The 20,203-nt window shown below is 63.0% G+C and carries 21 protein-coding genes; 7 read left to right on the forward strand and 14 right to left on the reverse strand.

The window, feature by feature from the left end:
* The first annotated feature begins 149 nt into the window (after positions 1-149).
* Together NKG95_RS01595 and NKG95_RS01600 are read left to right on the forward strand one after the other, a co-directional pair.
* Positions 150-899, forward strand: coding sequence for a YebC/PmpR family DNA-binding transcriptional regulator (locus tag NKG95_RS01595; RefSeq protein ID WP_023678028.1), 750 nt, complete (start codon positions 150-152; stop codon positions 897-899).
* Positions 896-1,207 (forward strand): Rdx family protein, encoded by a 312-nt coding sequence (locus NKG95_RS01600; RefSeq protein ID WP_023719638.1) that lies wholly within the window; start codon positions 896-898, stop codon positions 1,205-1,207. Before NKG95_RS01595 ends, NKG95_RS01600 begins: the two co-directional genes overlap by 4 nt.
* Positions 1,208-1,227: 20 nt before the next feature.
* On the opposite strand, the gene NKG95_RS01605 is transcribed toward NKG95_RS01600, so the two are convergent.
* Positions 1,228-1,707 carry an anthrone oxygenase family protein gene (locus tag NKG95_RS01605; RefSeq protein ID WP_353039777.1) on the reverse strand — a complete coding sequence of 160 codons (480 nt, stop codon included), beginning with the start codon at positions 1,705-1,707 and terminating at the stop codon, positions 1,228-1,230.
* A gap of 1 nt (position 1,708) precedes the next feature.
* A complete protein-coding gene (locus tag NKG95_RS01610) occupies positions 1,709-2,542 on the reverse strand; it encodes a Rossmann-fold NAD(P)-binding domain-containing protein (protein WP_352640132.1) in 834 nt (277 codons plus the stop codon).
* 112 nt (positions 2,543-2,654) lie between these two features.
* Between NKG95_RS01610 and NKG95_RS01615 the strand changes: the two genes are divergently transcribed.
* On the forward strand, positions 2,655-3,296 hold the full coding sequence (locus NKG95_RS01615) for a TetR/AcrR family transcriptional regulator (RefSeq protein ID WP_352480932.1): 642 nt from the start codon (positions 2,655-2,657) through the stop codon (positions 3,294-3,296).
* A gap of 16 nt (positions 3,297-3,312) precedes the next feature.
* On the opposite strand, the gene NKG95_RS01620 is transcribed toward NKG95_RS01615, so the two are convergent.
* A complete protein-coding gene (locus NKG95_RS01620; RefSeq protein WP_353039779.1) occupies positions 3,313-4,386 on the reverse strand; it encodes a helix-turn-helix domain-containing protein in 1,074 nt (357 codons plus the stop codon).
* Positions 4,387-4,546: 160 nt separating this feature from the next.
* On the opposite strand from NKG95_RS01620, the gene NKG95_RS01625 reads away from it, so the two are divergent.
* Positions 4,547-5,254: a hypothetical protein gene (locus tag NKG95_RS01625; RefSeq protein WP_353039781.1), complete on the forward strand. Its 708-nt coding sequence runs from the start codon at positions 4,547-4,549 to the stop codon at positions 5,252-5,254.
* A gap of 70 nt (positions 5,255-5,324) precedes the next feature.
* On the opposite strand, the gene rpmE is transcribed toward NKG95_RS01625, so the two are convergent.
* A complete protein-coding gene (gene rpmE, locus NKG95_RS01630; protein ID WP_006327661.1) occupies positions 5,325-5,546 on the reverse strand; it encodes a 50S ribosomal protein L31 in 222 nt (73 codons plus the stop codon).
* A 204-nt stretch (positions 5,547-5,750) separates the two neighbouring features.
* Between rpmE and NKG95_RS01635 the strand changes: the two genes are divergently transcribed.
* Positions 5,751-7,553: an ABC transporter transmembrane domain-containing protein gene (locus NKG95_RS01635; RefSeq protein ID WP_353039783.1), complete on the forward strand. Its 1,803-nt coding sequence runs from the start codon at positions 5,751-5,753 to the stop codon at positions 7,551-7,553.
* Positions 7,554-7,578: 25 nt separating this feature from the next.
* Here NKG95_RS01635 and NKG95_RS01640 read toward each other — a convergent pair whose 3' ends face one another.
* Both NKG95_RS01640 and NKG95_RS01645 read right to left on the reverse strand, forming a co-directional pair.
* Entirely contained in the window at positions 7,579-9,606 is a 2,028-nt protein-coding gene (locus NKG95_RS01640) for a DUF3857 domain-containing protein (protein WP_353039785.1), read from the reverse strand.
* A 206-nt stretch (positions 9,607-9,812) separates the two neighbouring features.
* A complete protein-coding gene (locus NKG95_RS01645; protein ID WP_353039787.1) occupies positions 9,813-11,297 on the reverse strand; it encodes a carboxypeptidase M32 in 1,485 nt (494 codons plus the stop codon).
* 183 nt (positions 11,298-11,480) lie between these two features.
* Here NKG95_RS01645 and NKG95_RS01650 point away from each other — a divergent pair, with 183 nt between their 5' ends.
* Positions 11,481-11,831: a DUF1304 domain-containing protein gene (locus NKG95_RS01650; RefSeq protein WP_352480926.1), complete on the forward strand. Its 351-nt coding sequence runs from the start codon at positions 11,481-11,483 to the stop codon at positions 11,829-11,831.
* A gap of 79 nt (positions 11,832-11,910) precedes the next feature.
* On the opposite strand, the gene NKG95_RS01655 is transcribed toward NKG95_RS01650, so the two are convergent.
* From NKG95_RS01655 to NKG95_RS01685, 7 genes are all read right to left on the reverse strand, one after another.
* On the reverse strand, positions 11,911-12,309 hold the full coding sequence (locus NKG95_RS01655; protein ID WP_353039789.1) for a hypothetical protein: 399 nt from the start codon (positions 12,307-12,309) through the stop codon (positions 11,911-11,913).
* 264 nt (positions 12,310-12,573) lie between these two features.
* A complete protein-coding gene (locus NKG95_RS01660) occupies positions 12,574-13,605 on the reverse strand; it encodes a peptidoglycan -binding protein (RefSeq protein WP_352480924.1) in 1,032 nt (343 codons plus the stop codon).
* 1 nt (position 13,606) lies between these two features.
* Positions 13,607-14,632: a MotA/TolQ/ExbB proton channel family protein gene (locus NKG95_RS01665; RefSeq protein WP_023719628.1), complete on the reverse strand. Its 1,026-nt coding sequence runs from the start codon at positions 14,630-14,632 to the stop codon at positions 13,607-13,609.
* Between the two features lie 115 nt (positions 14,633-14,747).
* Positions 14,748-15,455, reverse strand: coding sequence for a PAQR family membrane homeostasis protein TrhA (gene trhA / locus NKG95_RS01670; RefSeq protein ID WP_023719627.1), 708 nt, complete (start codon positions 15,453-15,455; stop codon positions 14,748-14,750).
* Positions 15,456-15,554: 99 nt separating this feature from the next.
* A complete protein-coding gene (locus tag NKG95_RS01675) occupies positions 15,555-16,355 on the reverse strand; it encodes an inositol monophosphatase family protein (protein ID WP_023719626.1) in 801 nt (266 codons plus the stop codon).
* A gap of 81 nt (positions 16,356-16,436) precedes the next feature.
* Positions 16,437-17,003 (reverse strand): elongation factor P, encoded by a 567-nt coding sequence (gene efp / locus NKG95_RS01680; RefSeq protein WP_023678016.1) that lies wholly within the window; start codon positions 17,001-17,003, stop codon positions 16,437-16,439.
* 138 nt (positions 17,004-17,141) lie between these two features.
* Complete coding sequence (locus NKG95_RS01685; RefSeq protein WP_353039791.1) at positions 17,142-17,999, reverse strand: LysR family transcriptional regulator; 858 nt, start codon at positions 17,997-17,999, stop codon at positions 17,142-17,144.
* A gap of 110 nt (positions 18,000-18,109) precedes the next feature.
* Here NKG95_RS01685 and NKG95_RS01690 point away from each other — a divergent pair, with 110 nt between their 5' ends.
* Complete coding sequence (locus NKG95_RS01690) at positions 18,110-19,126, forward strand: zinc-dependent alcohol dehydrogenase family protein (RefSeq protein WP_353039793.1); 1,017 nt, start codon at positions 18,110-18,112, stop codon at positions 19,124-19,126.
* A 45-nt stretch (positions 19,127-19,171) separates the two neighbouring features.
* Here NKG95_RS01690 and NKG95_RS01695 read toward each other — a convergent pair whose 3' ends face one another.
* Positions 19,172-20,203, reverse strand: coding sequence for a tetratricopeptide repeat protein (locus tag NKG95_RS01695; RefSeq protein ID WP_023719623.1), 1,032 nt, complete (start codon positions 20,201-20,203; stop codon positions 19,172-19,174).

Here is a 20,203-nt window from a genome sequence, read left to right on the forward strand (position 1 = left end):
ATCTATAAGCCGGCCATTCCGACATAGAGCGCCGTACGTCCGTCCGGACGCAGCAGGACGTTCTGAGATTTTGAATTCGAGCACTTTGCAAGGCGCCGGGTGGTTCACCAGGCCGCGGATGCTCTAGCCGAGAAGACGACAGGGGTGCCATGGCTGGCCATTCACAGTTCAAGAACATCATGCACCGCAAGGGCCGTCAGGATGCGGTGCGATCGAAAATGTTTTCCAAGCTGGCGCGCGAAATCACCGTCGCCGCCAAGAGCGGCACGCCCGATCCATCGATGAACCCTCGCCTGCGCCTTGCGGTGCAGAACGCCAAGGCGGTGTCGATGCCGAAGGACAACATCCAGCGCGCCATCAACAAGGCGTCGATGGGCGATGCCGAGACCTACGAGGCCGTGCGCTACGAGGGTTATGGGCCGGGCGGCGTCGCGCTGATCGTCGAGGCGCTGACCGATAACCGCAACCGCTCGGCGTCGAATGTGCGCGCTGCCTTCACCAAGGCCGGCGGGGCGATGGGCGAGACCGGCTCGGTGTCGTTCATGTGGGACCGCGTCGGTGAGATCTACTATCCGGCATCGGCCGGCAGCGCCGAAAAGGTGATGGACGCGGCGATCGAGGCCGGCGCCGACGACGTCCAGTCGGACGAGGAAGGCCACACGATCTACTGCGCCTTCGAGAATCTCGGCGAGGTGTCGAAGGCGCTGGAAGGCGCGCTCGGCGAGGCTGAATCGGTGAAGCCGATCTGGAAGCCGCAGACCAATATCGCGGTCGACGAGGAGCGGGCACAATCGCTGATGAAGCTGGTCGCGACGCTTGAAGATGACGACGACGTGCAGAGCGTCTACGCCAATTTCGAGGTCGACGAGGAGACCTTGGCGAAGCTCAGCGCGGCATGACCCAACACGCGCTGCCTACAGTCCGCATCACCTATTGCACGCAGTGCCTGTGGCTGCTCAGGGCCGGCTGGATGGCGCAGGAGCTGCTGTCCACCTTCGGCACCGATCTCGGCGAAGTGACGCTGGTGCCCGGTACCGGCGGCATCTTCACCATTTCCTGCAATGACACGCTGGTCTGGGACCGCAAACGTGACGGCGGTTTTCCCGACGCCGCAAAGCTCAAGCAACTGGTTCGCGACGTCATCGATCCGGATCGCGATCTCGGCCATGCCGATCGCAAGGGTCATAAGTCGAAGGACCCTGCCTGAAGGTCTTCTTGCCCCGGCATTCACCGCCACGCGAAGATAAAACAGCCCAGCGCCACGATGGCGGTGATGGTGCGGACATGGTTCCAGATCACCCAGTCCTTGAGATAAGTGGCCCATACCGCGGCGCCGTTGGCGCTTGCCGGATCGACGGCGGCCAGGGCGTTGTTGAGCGGCACGTTGAACATCATCGTCACGATCGGGTTGCCGACGAGATAGATCAGGGCGCCGGCGAGAAGCCAGAACGCGCCCGGCTGGCTCCAGCCGATAAGAGCGCCGGCGGCAAGCACAAGACAGACCAGCCCGGTGCCGAATAGCGCGGTCATGAATGCCGGCGTAATCACGGTGATGTTGATCGAATTCATGGCGGCGATGCCGCCTCCGGCAGGCAAGCGGGCGAGCGCCGGCATGATAAAGTTGGAGAAGGCGAAGAAAACGCCGCCGACAACGCCTGAGCCAATGGCAGCGACGAAGGTGAGGGTGGGAAGCAGTTTCATGATCATGTCAGTTCCTCCAGATGCCCGTGGCGGCGGTTTCGGTTGCGTAGGTGGAAAAGTCTTTTGGGGCGCGGCCAAGCACGCGCTGGACGCCGTCGGTCAGCGTTTCGTTGCGGCCGTCGAGCACTTCGGTGAACAGCTCGTTGAGCAGCCAGGCGAACTCGGCCGGCAACTCGTGCTCGGCTATGGCGGCGGTGAACTCGGCATGGGAAACCCGCTTGAAACGGATGTCGCGGCCTGCGGCCCTGCCGATCTCGGCGACCGCGTCGGCAAAGCTCAGCAGCCGCGGCCCGGTCAGCTCATAGAGCTCTCCGACATGTCCTTGCCGGGTTAGTACGGTAAAGGCGGCCTCCGCGATATCGTCGGCATCCACAAATGGTTCGCCCACACTGCCGACCGGCAACGCCACCTCGCCCTCCTGCAAAGATTCGACGAGGAAGCCTTCGCTGAAGTTCTGGGAAAACCAGGCGCAGCGCAGGATCGTCCAATCGGCGCCTGAAGCTTTGAGCATCTCTTCGGCGCGCTGTGCTTCCGTTTCGCCGCGCCCCGACAGCAGTACCAGCCGGCGCACACCACACTCCACGGCAAGACGAGAGAAGGCGCCGACGGTGTCGGCCGCGCCGGGCACCGCAAGATCAGGATAGTAGCTGATGTAGACGGCGCCGACACCATCAAGCGCGGGTTCCCAGGTCGTGCTATTTTCCCAGTCGAAGGGCGGCGTACCCGAGCGCGAGCCGATCTGCACCGGCAGGCCCCGCGCCGTCAGCCGCTCGGCGAGACGGCGGCCGGTCTTGCCGGTGCCGCCGAGGATCAAAGTTGGTTTCGTTACAGTAGGGTTCATGTCGATTTTCCTCAGTTTGCAAATGTGAGCAATCCTCACATTTGCCAAACGTGATAAACCCTCGTATTTTGCGAGTCAAGCCAATTTGTTGATTGTTCGCCTGGAGACAGTGATGGAAGGCTCTGCCGTATCGGATTCACAGGATGGCCAGATCGCATCGCCGCGCCGAACGCCGAGCCAGCAGCGTAGCCGCGAGCGGGTCGAGCGCATGCTGGCCGCAGCGTCGGCGCTGATCGCCGAGCAAGGCAGCGATGCGATGCGCATGGGCGAGGTGGCCGAGAGGGCTGGCGTGTCGATCGGCTCGCTCTACCAGTTCTTCCCGGACAAGCGGGCAATCATTTGGGCGCTGGCCGAACGCTACACCGCCGAAAGCCAGGCCTGCATCGCGGCGGCACTTGCCGACGTCAGTGACGCCGACGGCTTGCGCCAGGCGTTTTCGGAGCTGGTGGATATCTACTACCGGTTATTCCTGGCCGAGCCGGTGATGCGCGACATCTGGTCGGGGACACAGGCCGACAAAGCATTGCGCGAGCTTGAGCTTGCCGACAGCCGGGCCAACGCCGAATTCCTCACCACGGTGCTGAAGCGGTTGCGGCCGTCCGCCGATCCGGAAGCGCTGGAAACGACGGCATTTCTCATCTGGCAGATGGGCGAGGCCGCAATGCGGCTTGCGATTTCGGTCGACCGGCAAGAGGGTGACAGGCTGGTTGCGGCCTACAAGCGGATGGCTCTGCGAGAGTTGCTCGGCGCCTGACCGGCGCCGCGCGCATTCATTTTCCCTTGCCTGGCAAGGAGATGGCCGGCATCGTGCCCTTCGGCGGCCGATACTTCCGCCGCCATGCCTTCGGGCTCAGGCCGGTGATGCGCAGGAACTCACGGTTGAAGTTCGATTTGCTGAGGAAACCGGCGTCGAGCATGATGCGGGTGATCGGTTCGTCGGTCGCCGCGAGCAAGCGGCGGGCCTCATCGATCCTCCTGCCGTTGACGTATTGGGATACGCTCGATCCGTGGACGCGATTGACCGCCGATGACACTTGCCGTGCGGGGAGGCCGAGCCGCCTGGCGATGCGCCCGAGGTTGAGATCGACATCCTTGTAGAGATATTTCGATGTCATCAGCGCGTCGACCGCCGCCGCGACCGCGGAATCTTCGCTGGTCACCCGTGGCGTGGTTTGGGCGTGCGACACATCCTCTTCCTCTTCGTCGGAAGCAGCGGTTTCGCTGGCAACAGCGGCCGCGCTGCCGAGCAGCATCAGCGCTAGGACGTTGGCGGCGGCAATCACCGCGCCGGAATGAGTGCCACCTGTCCATTCGAGGTCGAAGCCGATGATGATGTCGGTGACCGGCGATGCAAGGATCGCCAGCGCCGTCACCAACAGCGATCGGTAGGGCCGCAAGACGCCGTCGAGACGCGATTCGACAAGAACATCCGGACCGGCCAGCGCTAGCCAAAGAAGGGCGGCGCCATAGGACAGGAAAACGAGGATGATCACCGGCCCGACCGGCTCGCGCCAGAAGATCAGGAGCAGGACAACCAGGCAGGCCGGCAGCAAATGCGGCCAGAGTGATGCCAGGCGATGCGCGGACGGTTCCTTTGTCAAACCGCTGAAGGCTATCCAGGCAAGGGGTGCGATCAGTGTCGCCAGGACCGACTGGAACGGCATGATTGCCCTGACATCATAACCCCAGCGAATGCCGATCAGCACCGACTGCAAGGCACAGGCGGCGATCAGCAGCATGAAGGCGATGTTTTCACGCAGATCGGCCTCGTTTCGGCGGACCATCTGCACGAGCAGGATGACCAGCAACAGGGCAACGACGAATGGCAGGGGAATGAAGATCATGATCGCAAGCGTGGTTCCAAAGCGGGCAGCGGCCGACAATGACCCGGATTGCGTTCGCGGTCGTCCCGGATCGCGATCAAGGTCGCGGAAATCGACGTTTCAGATCATCTCGACAACGCCACGGTCCAGTCGCGACCGCCCAACATGATCGGAGACAATGATGAAATCCGCAATTCTCGTCTTGCTGCCTTTTGCCGGCGTTGCCCTGGCATCGCCGGCGACCGGTGAGGCCTCCAAGACGCTCGATCTCGTCGGGGTGAGCGCCGTCGTCATCACCGGCGAAGCCAGTTCCGTCAAGCTCACCACTTCGTCCACGGCACCCTACCACGCGACGATCAGCGGCCGCCGTGAAGGCTGGTTTGCGAGCTGGTATTCGAGTTGGTTCGCCAGTGACTGCCGTTCCGCCAGCGACATGAAGCTGGTGGCCTCGACGCTACGCATCGATGTTGCTCCCTCCTCGTGGCTGGATCCTTCGGACTGCGTGGTCGAGATCAACGCCAACATCCAACCCGAGAGTTCCGTGTCGATCGACCAAGCGGCGCTGCAAGCCAACATGGCGGGGAATTTCTCTACTATCGCCATCGCCGGCAAGGCCGCCGATGTTTCACTCGACGGGCATGCTTCGAGCATCGATCTCAAGGGCGAGGCGCTGAAGGTCAATCTCTTCTATGGCAGCATCCGGCAGGACGAAAACATCGCGATTGCCGGCAAGGCGCTGGATGCCACGCTGTCCTTCGGCCAGCAGGTTCCGATCAGCTATTCGGTGACAGCATTGGCGTCCTTCGTCGACAGTTCGCTTCCCAACACCGCCGGCGCCAAACCCTCGATCGTCATCAAGGGCGATTTCGTTCGCGCGACGATCCGCTGAATAAAAAACCCGCCACAAGGGCGGGTTTTTTATCTGCAGGCAGCCAATGCGGCTTGAGCGTTCTTCGACCTTACAGGCCAAAACCTTCGAAGCGCTTCTTGAACTTCGACAGGCGGCCGCCGCGGTCGAGCAGGGTCTGCTGGCCGCCGGTCCAGGCCGGATGGGTCGTCGGGTCGATATCGAGGTTCATCGTATCGCCTTCCTTGCCCCAGGTCGAACGGGTCATGTATTCGGTGCCGTCGGTCATGACGACCTTGATGGTGTGGTAGTCGGGATGGATGTCGGTCTTCATGGTTCTGTTCCTGGCTTGCCGGGTGCTGCCGACGGGCTGAAGCCTGCGTCGATGCGCCCCTTTTTAAAACTCGAAGCCGCAGCTATTGAGGAGCCACGGCTTCTAAAACGGTCGGCGAGCCTATACATCAGCCGGAATTGAATCACAAGGCCGCGGCAAGCGCATATTGATGGCGCAAACCTCAAAAGGCCAAAGGACACGGTCATGGCGAACATCAGCGGCGATGCAGACGAGCGCAGGCGCTCGCTGAGGCCGCTGCAGCGCCTGTTTCCCTACATCACCCATTACCGCAAAATGGTCATCGGCGCGATCATCTCGCTGGCCGTCGCGGCGGCGACGACGCTGGCGCTGCCACTGGCCGTGCGGCGGATGATCGATCACGGCTTTTCCGCTTCCGATTCCAGCTTCATTGCCGAATATTTCGCCATGCTGGTGGTGATGGCCGCCGTGCTGGCGGCGGCATCGGCCAGCCGCTATTATTTCGTCATCACGCTGGGCGAGCGCGTCGTTGCCGATATCCGCCGCGATGTCTTTGCCCACGTCACGACGCTGTCGCCCGCCTTCTTCGACACGGCCCAGTCGGGCGAGATCGTCTCGCGGCTCGCCGCCGACACGACACAGGTCAAATCGGCCGTCGGCGCCACCGCTTCGGTGGCTTTGCGCAACGTCATCCTCGGCCTTGGCGCCGTGGCGATGATGGTCTTCACCAGCCCAAAACTGTCCGGCCTGGTCATCGCGGCCATTCCGCTAATCGTGCTGCCGCTGGTCGCCTTCGGCCGCTCGGTGCGGCGCAAGTCACGGCTGGCGCAGGATACTCTGGCCAATGCCACCGCCTATGCCAGCGAGCAGATCGGCGCGGTCCGCACCCTGCAGGCCTTCACCAACGAGAAGCTTGTCACCGGGTATTTTTCATCCGCCGTGGAAGCAGCGTTCGAAGCGGCGCGGGCCTCGATCTTTGCCCGCTCCTTTCTCACCTTCTTCGCCATCTTCATGATCTTTTCCTCGGTGGTGGCGGTGCTGTGGTTCGGTTCGCGCGACGTGCTCGACGGCACGCTGTCGCCGGGCACGCTCGGCCAGTTCCTGCTCTATTCCGTGTTCGCCGCCGGCGCGCTCGGCGCACTGTCGGAAGTCTGGGGCGAACTGTCCCAGGCAGCGGGCGCTGCCGAACGGCTGACCGAGATCCTGGCCGAGAAACCCGCGATCCAGGCGCCCGTCGATCCGAAGCCGCTGCCGGCAAAGGCGAGAGGCGCGATCAGCTTCGACGATGTCTCCTTCTCCTATCCGGCCCGGCCCGACCGCGCCGCCGTCCATGGCCTCAGCTTTCAGGTCAAACCCGGCGAGACGGTGGCGATCGTCGGGCCATCCGGCGCCGGCAAGAGCACGGTGTTTTCGCTGCTTCTGCGCTTCTACGATCCGGAAGCCGGCAGGATCGTCATCGACGGGGTCGATCTGCGCGACGCCGATCCGGCCGCGATCCGCGCGCGCATAGCCATCGTGCCGCAGGATGTCACCATCTTTGCCGCAAGCGCGCGCGACAATATCGGCTTTGGCCGGCCTGGCGCCAGCCAGGCCGAGATCGAGGCGGCGGCGAAGGACGCGCTTGCCGACGAGTTCATCCTGAAACTCGAAAAGGGCTATGACAGCCAGGTCGGCGAGCGCGGGGTGACGCTGTCGGGCGGCCAGCGCCAGCGCGTGGCGATCGCCCGCGCCATTTTGCGCGATGCGCCGATCCTGCTGCTTGACGAGGCGACCTCGGCACTCGATGCCGAAAGCGAGACGCTGGTGCAGACGGCGCTCGACCGGCTGATGCAGGGGCGTACCACGATCGTCATCGCCCATCGGCTGGCAACCGTGCTGAAGGCCGATCGCATCCTGGTCATGGATGGCGGCCGCATCGTCGAGGAAGGCACGCATCAGAGCCTGGTCGCCAAGGGCGGCATCTATGCGCGGCTGGCCAAGCTGCAGTTCGAAGCCGGGGCGAATGCCTTCAGGGGCGCGGCGGAGTAGGTCCCCCAGCGGCCGCCGGGATTCTTCAGCTACCGAAAGCACGGCCTTTGCCGCGTCGATAGGCGATGAACAGGGGAACGCCGACAAGCAACGACAACAAAAGCATGCTGGCGACGGTCTGTCGCTGCTCCTTTGCCGGATCGCTGCGCTGCACATCGGCAGGCGGCTCTTCATAGGTAAAATCGTACTGCCACCGGATTTCGTCCGCGACGTCATCGACGGTTTTCAGATAGTCGGCAATCGCCTTGGCCGGCACTTCAGTTGCCAGGCTCTGAAAGTTCCATTCGACTTGAAATTCGGTGGGCGTGTTGGACCAGGACGCCTTGAGAGACAGATAGGGCGTCACGACGTTTTTCATCGACTCGCCGGAAAACCTCGCCTTGAGGTTGCGCACCGTTATCTTGTGACGCCGGTAGAACTGGGGGCCGATGGAGACTGGCCCGGTTCGGTCGACGATTGTCGGGGTTGGAAGAGAGTTGTTGCCGAGATCGGCCGCGCGGATCGGGAAATTCTTTGCCAGATCGTTGGCCGCCAGCGCCTCTGCCGGCAAGCGATAACTTTCCTTCACGCTCACTATGTTGTCGTCGCGGCGATCCACGATTTCCGGCTTGGCGACGGTTTGGATGCCCGGATATTGCTTGTTGTAGTATTTCAGGTAGGCGTCCGACACCTCGCTCAGCGACCGGCTGGCCAAATTGCCGCGCATCCAATCGGCATCGGCGTCCTGATATGTCGAGAAGACCGTCAGCACGAGGGGATCGCCCGGTTTCCGCGGAAAATCGAAGTCCTCGGCGATCTGGATCGATGGGCTGGTAAGCACAGGACTCGGCATCGTCTCCAATCCGCCGGTGCTGGAAAGCGGCAGCGCGAAGCCGTAGTCCGACTGTGCGAGATTGGGCGCCTTGCCGCCCTGAAGATAGTCGGTAGCATCCAGCCAATATGTCTTTGTTCCGATCCTCGCCTTGACGATGGCATGGTCGAAATCGCGAAGCGCCGGCAGATGCTGGTCCAGGGCCCGCCCTTCGTCGAGATCGGCCAGGGCAACCTCGGCAGCAATGCCAAGCCGCACAAGCGAAGAAACCAGCAGCAGTGCCTTGTCCTTGCAGTCACCAAACCCGCTCAGGATGACGGTCGCGGGATCACGCGGAATGTAGGAACCGGCACCCATCGACAGGCTTACATAGCGGATCTGGTCCTGCACCAACCGCATTGCCTCGACCATCCGGTCTTCGGGCACGGGATGCCGCAGTGCGATGTCGTCGAGCTTTGCGGCAAAAGCCGAGGGAAAAACGGTCGCTGGCTTGTAATAGGGCGCAACAGCATCGACCACACTTTGCCAATTCGCGGTCGATGCGACATCGATAGAGCCCCAGCCTGGATATGTCACGGGCAGGTTGTCCTCGACATTGACCGGTTTCGGGTTTGGAATTTCCCACAGATAGGTCGTGTCCGGCCCTGTCGACGAGATCGAAGGCTTGAGTTGGGTTCCCCTTGTCTTGGTCTCGAGCGGCTGGCCCGAAGGCCAAATGATGCTCGTGCGGATAAGCGCTACCGGCTCTTCCCATTCGGTGGAGAAATTCTTGAAGAAGAGATCCTTGCCGACGAGCGGCGTTATTTCATAGGTCGATCCGTAATCAACGATGTCGCCGGCGCGCACGTCATCGATGTTGACATGTGCTGTCAGCCAGCCGTCGAAGACGCCTTTCTCGGCATCTCTTTCCCTGCGGAAGATGTCGAATTCGACGTCTTCCAGCCGGTCCAAAACGGCGCCGTCGCGGATGATGTGAAGATGGTTGAGCGTGACATTGTGCCGGGACGGATCGAATTGCAGATCGATACTCGCGCCTCGATCCAGCCCGGGACGGTCAACGATTCTATAGACTGTGCGCGAGTACTCGACATAGCCGCCGGCGCGATGCTTGATCTGGTCGTCCGAGAGCAGCCATGAAACGCCATTCTTGATTTGATCCGATCGGGTGGGATCGGCAGCCGGAATATCAACCTGCGTTACCCAGCTTTCCGCGGGGCCCTTGAGAACCATGTCGTCGGACATGGCCGGAGAACTCAGGCCGATCAACAAGATGAAAAATACCAAGCGGGGCCAGAAAGACTTCATCCCATGAAAACTGTAACAGGCAGACATCTACGCTCGCCCAACTTGGAAGAACTCCTTTTTCAGAGGCTTTCCCACCAAAGTAAAGGCCAGTTTCGCGGATTTCTGCGGTCACCGCAGCAAGAACCAGGAACAGACGAAGCGACTCAGTTACCGTACCGCTTCTTCAGGTGATCGGTGAAATGCACGGCATTGAGCTTTTCGCCGGTGGCGCGTTCGAGCAGTTCCGGCGTCGACCAGCGCGAGCCTTGCGACCAGATCCTTTTGCGGCGCCAGTCGTTGATCGCGGCGAAATCTCCCTTGGCGAGGTCTTCGTCGGCTGAAGGATGATCTCTGGTCAGCGCCGCCCATTGCTGCGCCGCCATCATGGCGCCCAGCGTGTAGGAGGGGAAATAGCCGAAGGCGGCACCCGGCCAGTGGACGTCCTGCATCGGACCATCAGCCGGATTGTCTGATGTCGGCAGGCCGAGATAATCGCGCATCTTGGCATCCCAGGCCTCGGGCAGGTCGGCTGCCTCAAGCCGCCCCGAGACAAGCTCCTGCTCCAGCTCGTAGCGCAGGATGACGTGCAGCGGATAGGTGACCTCGTCGGCATCGACGCGGATCAGGCCGCGCTCGACCCGGTGCACATGCGGCAGGATGTCGTCGATCGTCCAGCTCTCGCCGAGGTGCCTTTCGACCACCGGCAGCGCCCAGCGCCAGAATTCTGGATTGCGGCCGATCTGCTTTTCGACGAACAGGCTCTGGCTTTCATGCACCGCCATGCCGCGCGCTCTGCCGAGCGGCCAGTGTGCCCACGCCTTCGGCAGGTTCTGCTCGTACAGCGCATGGCCGGTCTCGTGCAGCACGCCCATCAACGCCGACAGGAAATCCGAGGTCTTGTAGCGGGTGGTGATGCGCACGTCGCTCGGCACGCCGCCGCAGAAGGGATGGTGCGAAACCGACAGCGAGCCGTGGGTGAGGTCGAAGCCGACTGCCGCCATCATGGCGAGGCCGAGTTCGCGCTGCTTGTCCAAGGGATAGCTGCCGGAAAGCGGCTTCAGCGGATGTTTCGCCAGCCGCTCCTCCTGCACGGCCAGTGCCTCCGGCACGAAACCTTTCAGGAAAGTCTTCAACTCGGCAAACACCGGCGTGATGTCGGCGGCGCGATTGCCCGGATCATATTGCTCCATCAGCGCGTCATAAGGCTCGAGCCCGAGCACCTCGGCGCGAAGTGTCGCCTCCTCGCGGACCAGCGCCACGACGCCTTCGAGTGCCGGCAGGAAGCCGGCCCAGTCGTTCTTGGCGCGCAGGTCGCGCCAGAGCTGCTCGGAGCGCATGCGTACAGTCGTCTGGCGCTCGACGAACTCGACCGGCAGGCAGGTCAGGTTGGTGTACTGCCGGCGGAATTCCCTGACCGCGGCCTGCTGCTCTTCGTTCAACGCCTCCTGCTCGGCCGCCGCGATCCAGTCGGCAATCTCCGGCGCAGTCGCCTGGGTGTGGTGCATGCCGGCAAGCGCCGACATCGCCTCGGCGCGCTTCTCGCCGCCGCCGACCGCCATATGGGTCGCCTCGTCGGCGCCGAGAATGGCGAGGGCATGTTCCAGCGCTTCGAGCTTGTGGCCGAGGTCGTCGAGTTTTTGAAAGGACATGGTGGGTTCCGCTGATTTGACGGCGGGAAAAGATACCAATGCAAAAGTGTTGGCAACCCCTGAAGACCGTCTGCGACCGATGCATTGACTGCCGGCCGCAACGGCCGAACGGCATCTTGCGGAAGCGTGGCGTGCGTGATCAATGTCGTCGGCGGCGGCAGACCGCAATGGGGGAGACGAGATATGATCGCCAATGTGCTGGTCGGGCTGGTGGCCGTGATCCACCTCTGCATCGTCTATCTGGAGACGGTGCTGTGGGACACGCCGCGCGGCCACATGGTATTCAAGCTGACGCCGGAATTCGCCAGTGCCTCGAAAGTGCTTGCGGCCAATCAGGGACTTTACAACGGTTTTCTCGCAGCTGGGCTGATCTGGGGGCTTTACCTCGGCGAAGCCGGTTTCCAGTTCAAAGTCTTCTTCCTGCTCTGCGTCGCCGTCGCCGGTCTCTACGGCGCGGCGACGGTGGGCCGTAAAATCCTGTTCATCCAGACAGTGCCGGCAATGCTGGCGCTGATTGCGCTGGCGTTGGGCTAGCGCATGATCCCTGAACCGAAAACTGGAAAAGGATCATACGCAAAATCAATTGCCACAGCGCCGGGCGCTGCGGCCGATCTCAGCCGCCTGGATAGTTTGGGCCGTAGCCGTTAGGATAGTATCCGCCATCGCCGCCGTTGCCGATGAGGAAGGCACTGCCGGTATCAGCGCGTAGCTTTTGGCTGACATCGTCGAGCTGCGCCAGCAACTGCTGATATTGCGTGCTCGGCATCGTTCCCTCGCGCGCGGCCCTCTGGGCGGCCCGATCGAGTTGAGCGACCTGCGTGCGCAAGTCACGCGCCTCGCCCGGCTCGAGCTTGTTCGCCCGGATGGCGCCCTGGATACCCGTCTCCACGCTCTGGATCTGATTGATCAAGGCCGTCACACGCGGGCCGGCGTAAGCGCCAGCAAACGGAACGGCGAGGAGAAGTGTGGCGAACGTAGCAGTCCTGAGGTTCCTGGGAGCGAAGAAGCGCATGGTTGCGTCTCCTTTACTGGGGAAGGCGGTGGTTGGGAGGGGCCCGCCTTCCGGCCGCGGGCCGTCAGGTTCCGTCGCGTCGCGATGAGCGGTTCCACCGCCGGCGGTTCTCGGCCCATGACCAAGGCTAAAAGGTGGTGGTGGCAAAGTGTAATTAAAAAAAGGTAATTTTTTCAGCTCTTGCCGCTGCCGCACCAGTGCCCTAGATGCCGCCGACTTGAGCCGGCTCGATCCGGTGCATGTAACGAGCCAAAGGCTTGCAGATCACCGCTCGGTCAGCTTCAGCTCGATGCGGCGGTTCTTGTTGCGCGCCTCTTCGGTATCGGCGGGGTCGAGCGGCTGGAATTCGCCGAAGCCGGCCGCGACCAGCCGGTTGGCCGGGACGCCGTTCTCGATCAGGAACTTGACCACCGACGTCGAGCGCGCCGTCGACAATTCCCAATTGTCGCGGTAGCGGCCGGTGCCGGAGAGCGGCTTGTTGTCGGTGTGGCCGTCGACGCGCAGCACCCAGTTGATCTCCGGCGGGATCTCCTTCTGCAATTCGATGATGGCATCGGCGAGCTTCTTCATTTCGACCTTGCCTGCATCGTTGATCACTTCGGAGCCGGTCGGGAAAAGCACTTCCGACTGGAAGACGAAGCGGTCGCCGACGATGCGGATGTTCTCGCGGTCGGCGAGAATTTCACGTAAGCGGCCGAAGAAATCGGAGCGGTAGCGGTTCAGTTCCTGCACGCGTTGCGCCAGCGCGACGTTGAGGCGGCGGCCGAGATCGGCAATCTTGGTGTTGGACTCGCGATCGCGCGTTTCGGACACGTTGAGCGCTTCTTCGAGCGCTCCGATCTGCCTGCGTAGCGCCGCGATCTGCTGGTTGAGGATTTCAACCTGGCTCAGTGCCTGTTGACTGATCTGGCGCTGGCTGTCGAGCTCGCCGGAAAGTGCCGTTGCGCGCTGGTTGGCGGCGTCGCCGGCGCCAGCGCCTTGCGCCAGCAATTGTTCGAGCCGGCTCTTTTCCGCCTCCGATGCAGACAGCGAGGCCTGCAAATTGGCAAGGGTGTCCTCCTTGTCCTGCGTCGTCGAGCGCTCCAGCGCCAGGAGCTGGGTCAACTCATTGATCTGGGAGTTGAGGCGGTTGAGCACCGTGTCCTTGCCGGAGATCTCGCGGCCGAGCAGGAACTGCGCCAGCACGAAAACCGTGAGCAGGAACATGATCGCCAACAGCAGCGTCGACAGCGCATCGACGAAGCCCGGCCAGTAATCGATGCGGCGGTCGGAGCGCCGGCCTCGTGCCAACGCCACGTCAATGCACTCCAGGTTTCTTCAAGGCGTCGGCGATCTTCTCCAGGGTGTTGCGCATCGCCTTCTGCTCGTCGGACTGGGCCTCGACCCAGTCGCGCATGATCTGCTGTTCCGAGCGCATGTTCTTGACCAGGCCAGAAATGCCGTCGGCGAGATTGGCCATGGCGGTGGCGACGCGCGGATTGGAGCCGCCGCCATTCTCCTGCAGGGTGCGCAGCTTTTCCGACAACAGACGGATTTCATCGGAGGGTTCGCTCTTGGCCGCGTCGGCAACGACGATGTCGGAGGACAGGTCGGTGACCGAGGACAGCCAGTTCTCGAGCTCGGTATAGAAGCGCGTCTGGGCGCGGCCGGCCTGCAGGTCGAGGAAGCCGAGCACCAGCGAGCCGGACAGGCCGAACAGAGACGACGAGAAAGCGGTGCCCATGCCGGCCAAAGGGGCGGAAAGCCCCTGCTTCAGGGATTCGAGCACGGCCGCTGCGTCGCCGGTGCCGGGATCGAGCGACTCGATGGTTTCGCGGATCGAGCCGATCGTGTTGAGCAGGCCCCAGAAGGTGCCGAGCAGGCCGAGGAACACCAGCAGCCCGACAAGGTAGCGCGAGGTGTCGCGGCTTTCGTCGAGGCGGGTGGCGATCGAATCCAGCATGGTGCGCATCGAACTGGTCGAGAAGGCAATCGTCGAGGAGCGGCCGATCATCGCCTTCATCGGCGCCAGCAGCACGGGTTCGGTGGTTTCGGAACCGGCGCGGAACGAATTGACCCAGCGCACCTCGCGGAACAACCGGCCGACCTGGACGAAGGCCAGCAGGATGCCGACCGCCAGCACGCCGATGATCAGGCCGTTGAGGCCGGGATTGGTGACGAAGGCGGTCGAGATCTGGCGGGTCAGGATGGCGGCGATAAAGGCCACGATGAACAGAAAGATCACCATGGTCAGCAGAAAGACCTGCGGGCTCGACAATTTGTGCGGGTCGTAGATCAGAACGTCGGAGCGCCTGCCCATGCCGAAGGATCTGAGTAAAGTCATCCGTGCCCCGTTTCCGATGCCATCGCCGCCGATCACATTGTGTTTGCGACTCTAAACGGAATTGTGACGAAATTGAATGGCGCTTGGCAATATTGCCACTGTCCGCGACCGGAGGTCAAAGCCGGTTGATGACCAGGCAGTCGACCATGGCGGCCAGATGCAGGCCGGCGCCGGTGACGACAAAGCCGTGCCACAGCGCATTGTGGAAGCGCAGGCCTTTCCAGGCGAAGAAGATCACGCCACAGGAATAGACGATGCCGCCGGCAACGATGAGGGCGATCGATGTCGCCGGCAGCGTCCGTAGGAGCGGCTCCACCAGAACGATGCCGCTCCAGCCGATGGCGAGATAGAACACGATTGCCAGCCGGTCGAAACGGCCGGGGAGAAAGACCTTGATGGCGATGCCGACCGTCGCGGCGATCCAAACCAGGACGATCATCGAAACAGCCAGCGGCGAGCCGCCGAGCTGGGCAAGGAACGGCGTGTAGGTCGCAGCGATCAGCAGGTAGATCGCCGCATGGTCGAAGCGCCGCAATATCCATTTCGCCGGCGACGATACCGGCCACAGATTATAGGCCAGCGAAACCGACAGCACGGTGAGCAGCGAGACCACATAGAAGGCGGCGGCGACATATTCGCCGGGGCCGGTTCGATAGGCGGCCAGTGCCAGCAGCGTCGAGCCGGCAGCGATCGCCAGCACGATGCCCACGGCGTGGACGATACCGTCGGCGATGATCTCGGCGCGCGAGTAATGCCAGCGCCCCATGAAGGGGATGTCGAGCTGGGATAATTCGCTCTGGGATGTGGGCCGGCTGTTCGTCATCGATGATCCTGCGTCGCCTTATCTGGGCGGCCGCGGGACAGTATTTCAAGCTTTGGTTGCGGTTTTGCGACTGCGGCGCTTCAGCGCGGCGCGACTATATCAGCGCGCTGGGAGCGGCTTCTTCACCGTCTTCAACAGCGCGCGTTGCATGAGTTCGTTGCCGGCAACGACCGAACCGGCGGTCAGCATGTCCTGGCCGCCGGCAAAATCGGAGACGAAGCCGCCCGCCTCGCGGATCAGCAACATGCCGGCGGCAATATCCCAGGCCGACAGGCCGATTTCCCAAAAACCGTCCATGCGGCCGGCGGCGACGTAGGCGAGATCGAGCGAGGCGGAGCCGAGGCTGCGCACGCCCGAGACCTCGGCCATGACATTGCGCAACTCGACAAGGAAATTGCCGTGCTGGCCACGCCCGAGATGCGGCACGCCGCAGCCGATCACCGCATCGACCAGCTTGGTGCGGCCGGCGACGCGCAACCGGCGATCGTTCATGAAGGCGCCGCCGCCACGCTCGGCGGTATAGAGCTCGTCCATCGCCGGATTGTAGATGACGCCGGCGACGATCTGGCCCTGGCGCTCCAGCGCGATCGAGATAGCGAAGAGCGGAATGCCGTGCAGGAAATTGGTGGTGCCGTCGAGCGGATCGACGATCCAGCGGTGCTGGCCGTCGTCGCCCTCGATCACGCCGCGTTCCTCCATCAGGAAGGCGTAGCCGGGCCGCGCCTTGGACAGTTCGGCAAAGACGATGTCTTCGGCCTTGCGGTCGGCCTGGCTGACATAGTCGCCCGGGCCCTTCATCGAGACCTGCAGGTTCTGCACTTCGCCGAAATCGCGCGACAGCGAGCGGCCAGCCTTCATTGCGGCCTGGACCATGACATTGAGGATCGCGGAACGCGCCATTGCTCTTCTTCCTGTCGCTGCGCCTATTTGCTTTGACGCATGATCTTATCCAAAAAGTCTGCCACTTTTTGGGATCACGCCTCAGTCGGCGCGGCGCACGTAAGTGATTTCGTTGGTGTCGACGATGATGCGCTCGCCCGAGCCGATGAACGGCGGCACCAGCACGCGGATGCCGTTTTCGAGAATCGCCGGCTTGTAAGACGAGGCTGCCGTCTGGCCCCTCACCACCGGGTCGGCCTCGGTGATGGTCAGCGTCACCTGGTCGGGCAGCGAAATGCCGATCGGCCTTTCGTCATAGAGCTGGACCGTCACCATCATGCCGTCCTGCAGGAAGGCGGCGCGATCGCCGACGAACTCCTTTTGCAATTCGAGCTGCTCGTAGCTTTCGGTGTCCATGAACACCAGCGCGTCGCCCTGCTCGTAGAGGAAGGAAAAATCCTTCAGATCGAGCCGGATCTGCTCGACCGTCTCGGCCGAACGGAAGCGCTCGTTGAGCTTGGTGCCGTTGATCAGGTTCTTGAGCTCGACCTGGTTGTAGGCGCCGCCCTTGCCGGGCTTGACGGTGTTGGTCCTGACCGCCACCCAAAGGCCGCCATCATGCTCGATGACGTTGCCGGGACGGATTTCGTTGCCATTGATCTTGGCCATGGTGAGGTGATCCGGAAATGAGATGATCGCCGCAAAGGGCAATTTGGCGCCTCCAAGACCACAAATCGCCAACAGAGGCAAGGAGCGCCTTCCGATGAAGCGGGAACGAAGCTCGCCCGGCAGCGCGGCGCGGCAGGCTCAGTCCGTCCTGACGATGGCGGTTACGGCCTCGGTCACGGCGTCGGCTACCTCTGTTAAAAGATGCAGGTGCGGCGAACGCAAGACGACAATTCGCAGCGACAGCTCGAGGCCGGGAGCGTCGACCAGGGCAATGCCCTCCGGCAGCTTTTCCTGCAGCAGCCGCTTGGGCAGCAGGCCAAGGCCTTGGCCTCGACGAACCCAGTCGATCTGCAGCGCGCTGTCCTGAATCTCGGCGCCGACCATCAACCTGTGGCCGCCCTCGGCAAGGGCAGCCGCCAGCCGCCGACGCGCGTCGCAAGGTTCAGGACTGAGAACCCAGGGCATGGTCTTGACGTCGGCTTGCCGGCCGGTGTTTTCGGCGGCGATGATGGCGAGGGGCTCGGTTCCGACAACGCCGTCGCCAGTTTTGGAATTGCCGCCGTCCAGGATGAAGGCGAGGTCGAGCTGTCCGCGCTTGTGCTGGTCGGCCAGCTCAAGGCTCCAACCGCTCTTCAGACGGAGCGAAACCTTCGGAAACCGCGCCACGGCATCAGCAATGGCGGCGGCCACGGCTTTGTCGCAAAGTCCATGGGCGAGGCCGAGCCGCAGCAGACCCTCCGGCTCGTTGCCCCTGGCGAATGATCGCAGCGCGTCGACGGCGGCGAGAATGTCCTTGCCGCGTGCCAGCACCTCTACGCCGGCCGGGGTCAGTCGCGACGGCTTTAGCCGGCGGTCGAGCAATTCCGTGCCGAGCATCTCCTCCAGCCGCTGGATCTGGCGGGTGACGGCCGGCTGCGTCAACGGCAGGCGTCGAGCCACCTTCTGAATCGAACCCTCCTCGGCAAAGAGGGCCAGTGTTTTCAGTTCTTCGAGCACGAGACACCTGAACATGTCAGAGAGGCATAATTATGCTGAACATTATGAATTTGAAATCCGATGGATGGCAAGCGATTTTCCTCCGGCAGGACCAGCAGAGAAGGAACACGATGAAAGCGATCGAATTGCAGAGCCCGGGCGGCCTCGAGAATCTCAGAATGGTCGAGCGGCCGATGCCTGAACCAGGGCGCCAAGAGATGATTGTGAAGGTGAAGGCGACGGCGCTGAACTACCGCGATGCCGAGATCGTCCGCGGCAGCTATCACACGAAGTTTGCATTGCCGCTGGTGCCGCTGTCGGACGGCCTCGGCGAAGTCGTAGCCGTCGGCGCCGAGGTCAGCAGGTTCCAGATCGGCGACCGGGTCTGCGGCACGTTCTGGCAGCGCTGGGTCGGCGGCAGTTTCGCGATGGCCGAGCCCTCCTATCAACGTGGCGGCCCGATCGACGGGCTGCTCAGCGAATTTGCTCGGCTCGATGAACAGGCGGCGGTGCTGGCGCCGGCCAATCTGAGCGACTTCGAGGCGGCGACGCTGCCCTGCGCCGGCGTGACGGCATGGCACGCGCTGTTTACAGAGGGCAGCGTCAAGCCCGGCGACACCGTACTTTGTCTCGGCACCGGCGGCGTTTCCTTGTTTGCGATGCAATTCGCCGCCGCTGCCGGGGCGCGCGTCATCGTGACGTCGAGCAGCGACGAGAAACTTGCACGGGCAAAGCAACTGGGCGCGCATGATGGCGTGAACTATCGCAGCGTCCCCGACTGGGCATCGGCCGTGTTGGGATTGACGGATGGGCGCGGCGCCGACCATATCATCGAGGTTGGCGGACCGCACAGTTTTACACAATCGCTGAGGGCAGCGGCGCGCGGCGCCCAGATCAACGTCATCGGCTATCTCGGCGGCAGTGACGGCGCCATCAACCCGCTCGACATCTTCCGCCGGCAGGTCAGGGCGCGAGGCATACCGGTGGGCTCACGCGAATCCTTCGAGGCGATGAACCGCGCCATTGTCGTCAACCGATTGAGACCGGTGATCGACCGGGTCGTACCGTGGACCCAGGCCGCCGAAGCCTTTCGGTACCTTGAACACGGCTCGCCCTTCGGCAAGGTCGTGCTCGATCATACGCAATGAGCCTCGCGCTTGCGAGTCCGGGTGCAATGAGTCGCGAGATCACAGTCAGGGCAGGCGATTGGCCCGTTGCAGCGCCTGCTGCGTCTGCTCGTCGGTCAGGCCCTGCAGGAAATCGTCCATCTCTTGGTCGATGAGCCCAGCGCGGCGGGCGACAACATACCAGGCGCCGGCGAGGATCAGATCCGGATCGGTGCCGATGCCGTTCATGTAGAGCTTGGCGAGACGGTTCTGGGCGGCGACGTTGCCGCCTTCTGCGGCCTGCTTCATCCAGTTAAAGCCCGATTTCAGGTCGCGGGCGCCGCCGCGCCCCTCGATCATCCAGGTGGCGAGATCGATCTGCGCCGTGTCGTAGTTCTGCCGCGCAGCCTGTGCCAGCAGGCCGCGGGCGCGGACATCGTCGCGCGGCTTGCCGCCGGCGCCATTGGCGTAGACCTGTGCCATCGCATATTGTGCGTCGGCAAGCCCGGTCGCGGCGGCGCGCTCGTAATAGGATACGGCTTTGGCAATACCGGCATCGCCGGGCTCCTGTTCGACCATCAGCTGGGCAAAATTAAACTGCGCCAGGCGGTTGCCGGCTTCGGCGGCGGCCTGCATCAGCGCATAGGCCTCCTTCTCGTCCTTTTTGACGTAGCGGCCATCGAGCAGCATCAGCGCATACTGGAATTGCGATTCCGGGATGCCCTGCTCGGCGGCAAGCGCATACCACTTCGCCGCCCCTGCCGCGTCGACCGGCACGCCGAGGCCGCGCGACAATATCTCGGCCACCAGCGTCTGTGCCGCCGGATCGCCGTTTTGAGCACGGGAAATCGCAAGGTTGTAGGCCGTCTTGTAGAGGCCGCGCTGAAAGGCGCCGTAGGCGGCGTCGGACGGTTTTGCGCCGAAGCGGTCGGGGTTGATGGTATCGGCCGACGGCAAAGGGGCCGTGGTGGCGGGCTGCGGCAATGGTGGGAGAAACGGCTTGTCGGCAGGCTCGCTGGAATCCGGCCTCGGCTGCGGCAGCGGAACGGGTTCCGCCGCTATCGCCTGGGTTACGGCCGTTGCGAGAAAAGCGCTGAAAAGGATCGTCCGAGAGAGCAC

It is taken from the genome of Mesorhizobium sp. M1423, from assembly GCF_040317575.1.
Taxonomy (GTDB): Bacteria; Pseudomonadota; Alphaproteobacteria; order Rhizobiales; family Rhizobiaceae; genus Mesorhizobium.

Coding starts and splice junctions, on each gene's coding strand:
- NKG95_RS01595 (WP_023678028.1), top strand. CDS start 150: ATGGCTGGCCATTCACAGTTCAAGAACATCATGCACCGCAAGGGCCGT.
- NKG95_RS01600 (WP_023719638.1), top strand. CDS start 896: ATGACCCAACACGCGCTGCCTACAGTCCGCATCACCTATTGCACGCAG.
- NKG95_RS01605 (WP_353039777.1), bottom strand. CDS start 1,707: ATGATCATGAAACTGCTTCCCACCCTCACCTTCGTCGCTGCCATTGGC.
- NKG95_RS01610 (WP_352640132.1), bottom strand. CDS start 2,542: ATGAACCCTACTGTAACGAAACCAACTTTGATCCTCGGCGGCACCGGC.
- NKG95_RS01615 (WP_352480932.1), top strand. CDS start 2,655: ATGGAAGGCTCTGCCGTATCGGATTCACAGGATGGCCAGATCGCATCG.
- NKG95_RS01620 (WP_353039779.1), bottom strand. CDS start 4,386: ATGATCTTCATTCCCCTGCCATTCGTCGTTGCCCTGTTGCTGGTCATC.
- NKG95_RS01625 (WP_353039781.1), top strand. CDS start 4,547: ATGAAATCCGCAATTCTCGTCTTGCTGCCTTTTGCCGGCGTTGCCCTG.
- rpmE (WP_006327661.1), bottom strand. CDS start 5,546: ATGAAGACCGACATCCATCCCGACTACCACACCATCAAGGTCGTCATG.
- NKG95_RS01635 (WP_353039783.1), top strand. CDS start 5,751: ATGGCGAACATCAGCGGCGATGCAGACGAGCGCAGGCGCTCGCTGAGG.
- NKG95_RS01640 (WP_353039785.1), bottom strand. CDS start 9,606: ATGTCCGACGACATGGTTCTCAAGGGCCCCGCGGAAAGCTGGGTAACG.
- NKG95_RS01645 (WP_353039787.1), bottom strand. CDS start 11,297: ATGTCCTTTCAAAAACTCGACGACCTCGGCCACAAGCTCGAAGCGCTG.
- NKG95_RS01650 (WP_352480926.1), top strand. CDS start 11,481: ATGATCGCCAATGTGCTGGTCGGGCTGGTGGCCGTGATCCACCTCTGC.
- NKG95_RS01655 (WP_353039789.1), bottom strand. CDS start 12,309: ATGCGCTTCTTCGCTCCCAGGAACCTCAGGACTGCTACGTTCGCCACA.
- NKG95_RS01665 (WP_023719628.1), bottom strand. CDS start 14,632: ATGACTTTACTCAGATCCTTCGGCATGGGCAGGCGCTCCGACGTTCTG.
- trhA (WP_023719627.1), bottom strand. CDS start 15,455: ATGACGAACAGCCGGCCCACATCCCAGAGCGAATTATCCCAGCTCGAC.
- NKG95_RS01675 (WP_023719626.1), bottom strand. CDS start 16,355: ATGGCGCGTTCCGCGATCCTCAATGTCATGGTCCAGGCCGCAATGAAG.
- efp (WP_023678016.1), bottom strand. CDS start 17,003: ATGGCCAAGATCAATGGCAACGAAATCCGTCCCGGCAACGTCATCGAG.
- NKG95_RS01690 (WP_353039793.1), top strand. CDS start 18,110: ATGAAAGCGATCGAATTGCAGAGCCCGGGCGGCCTCGAGAATCTCAGA.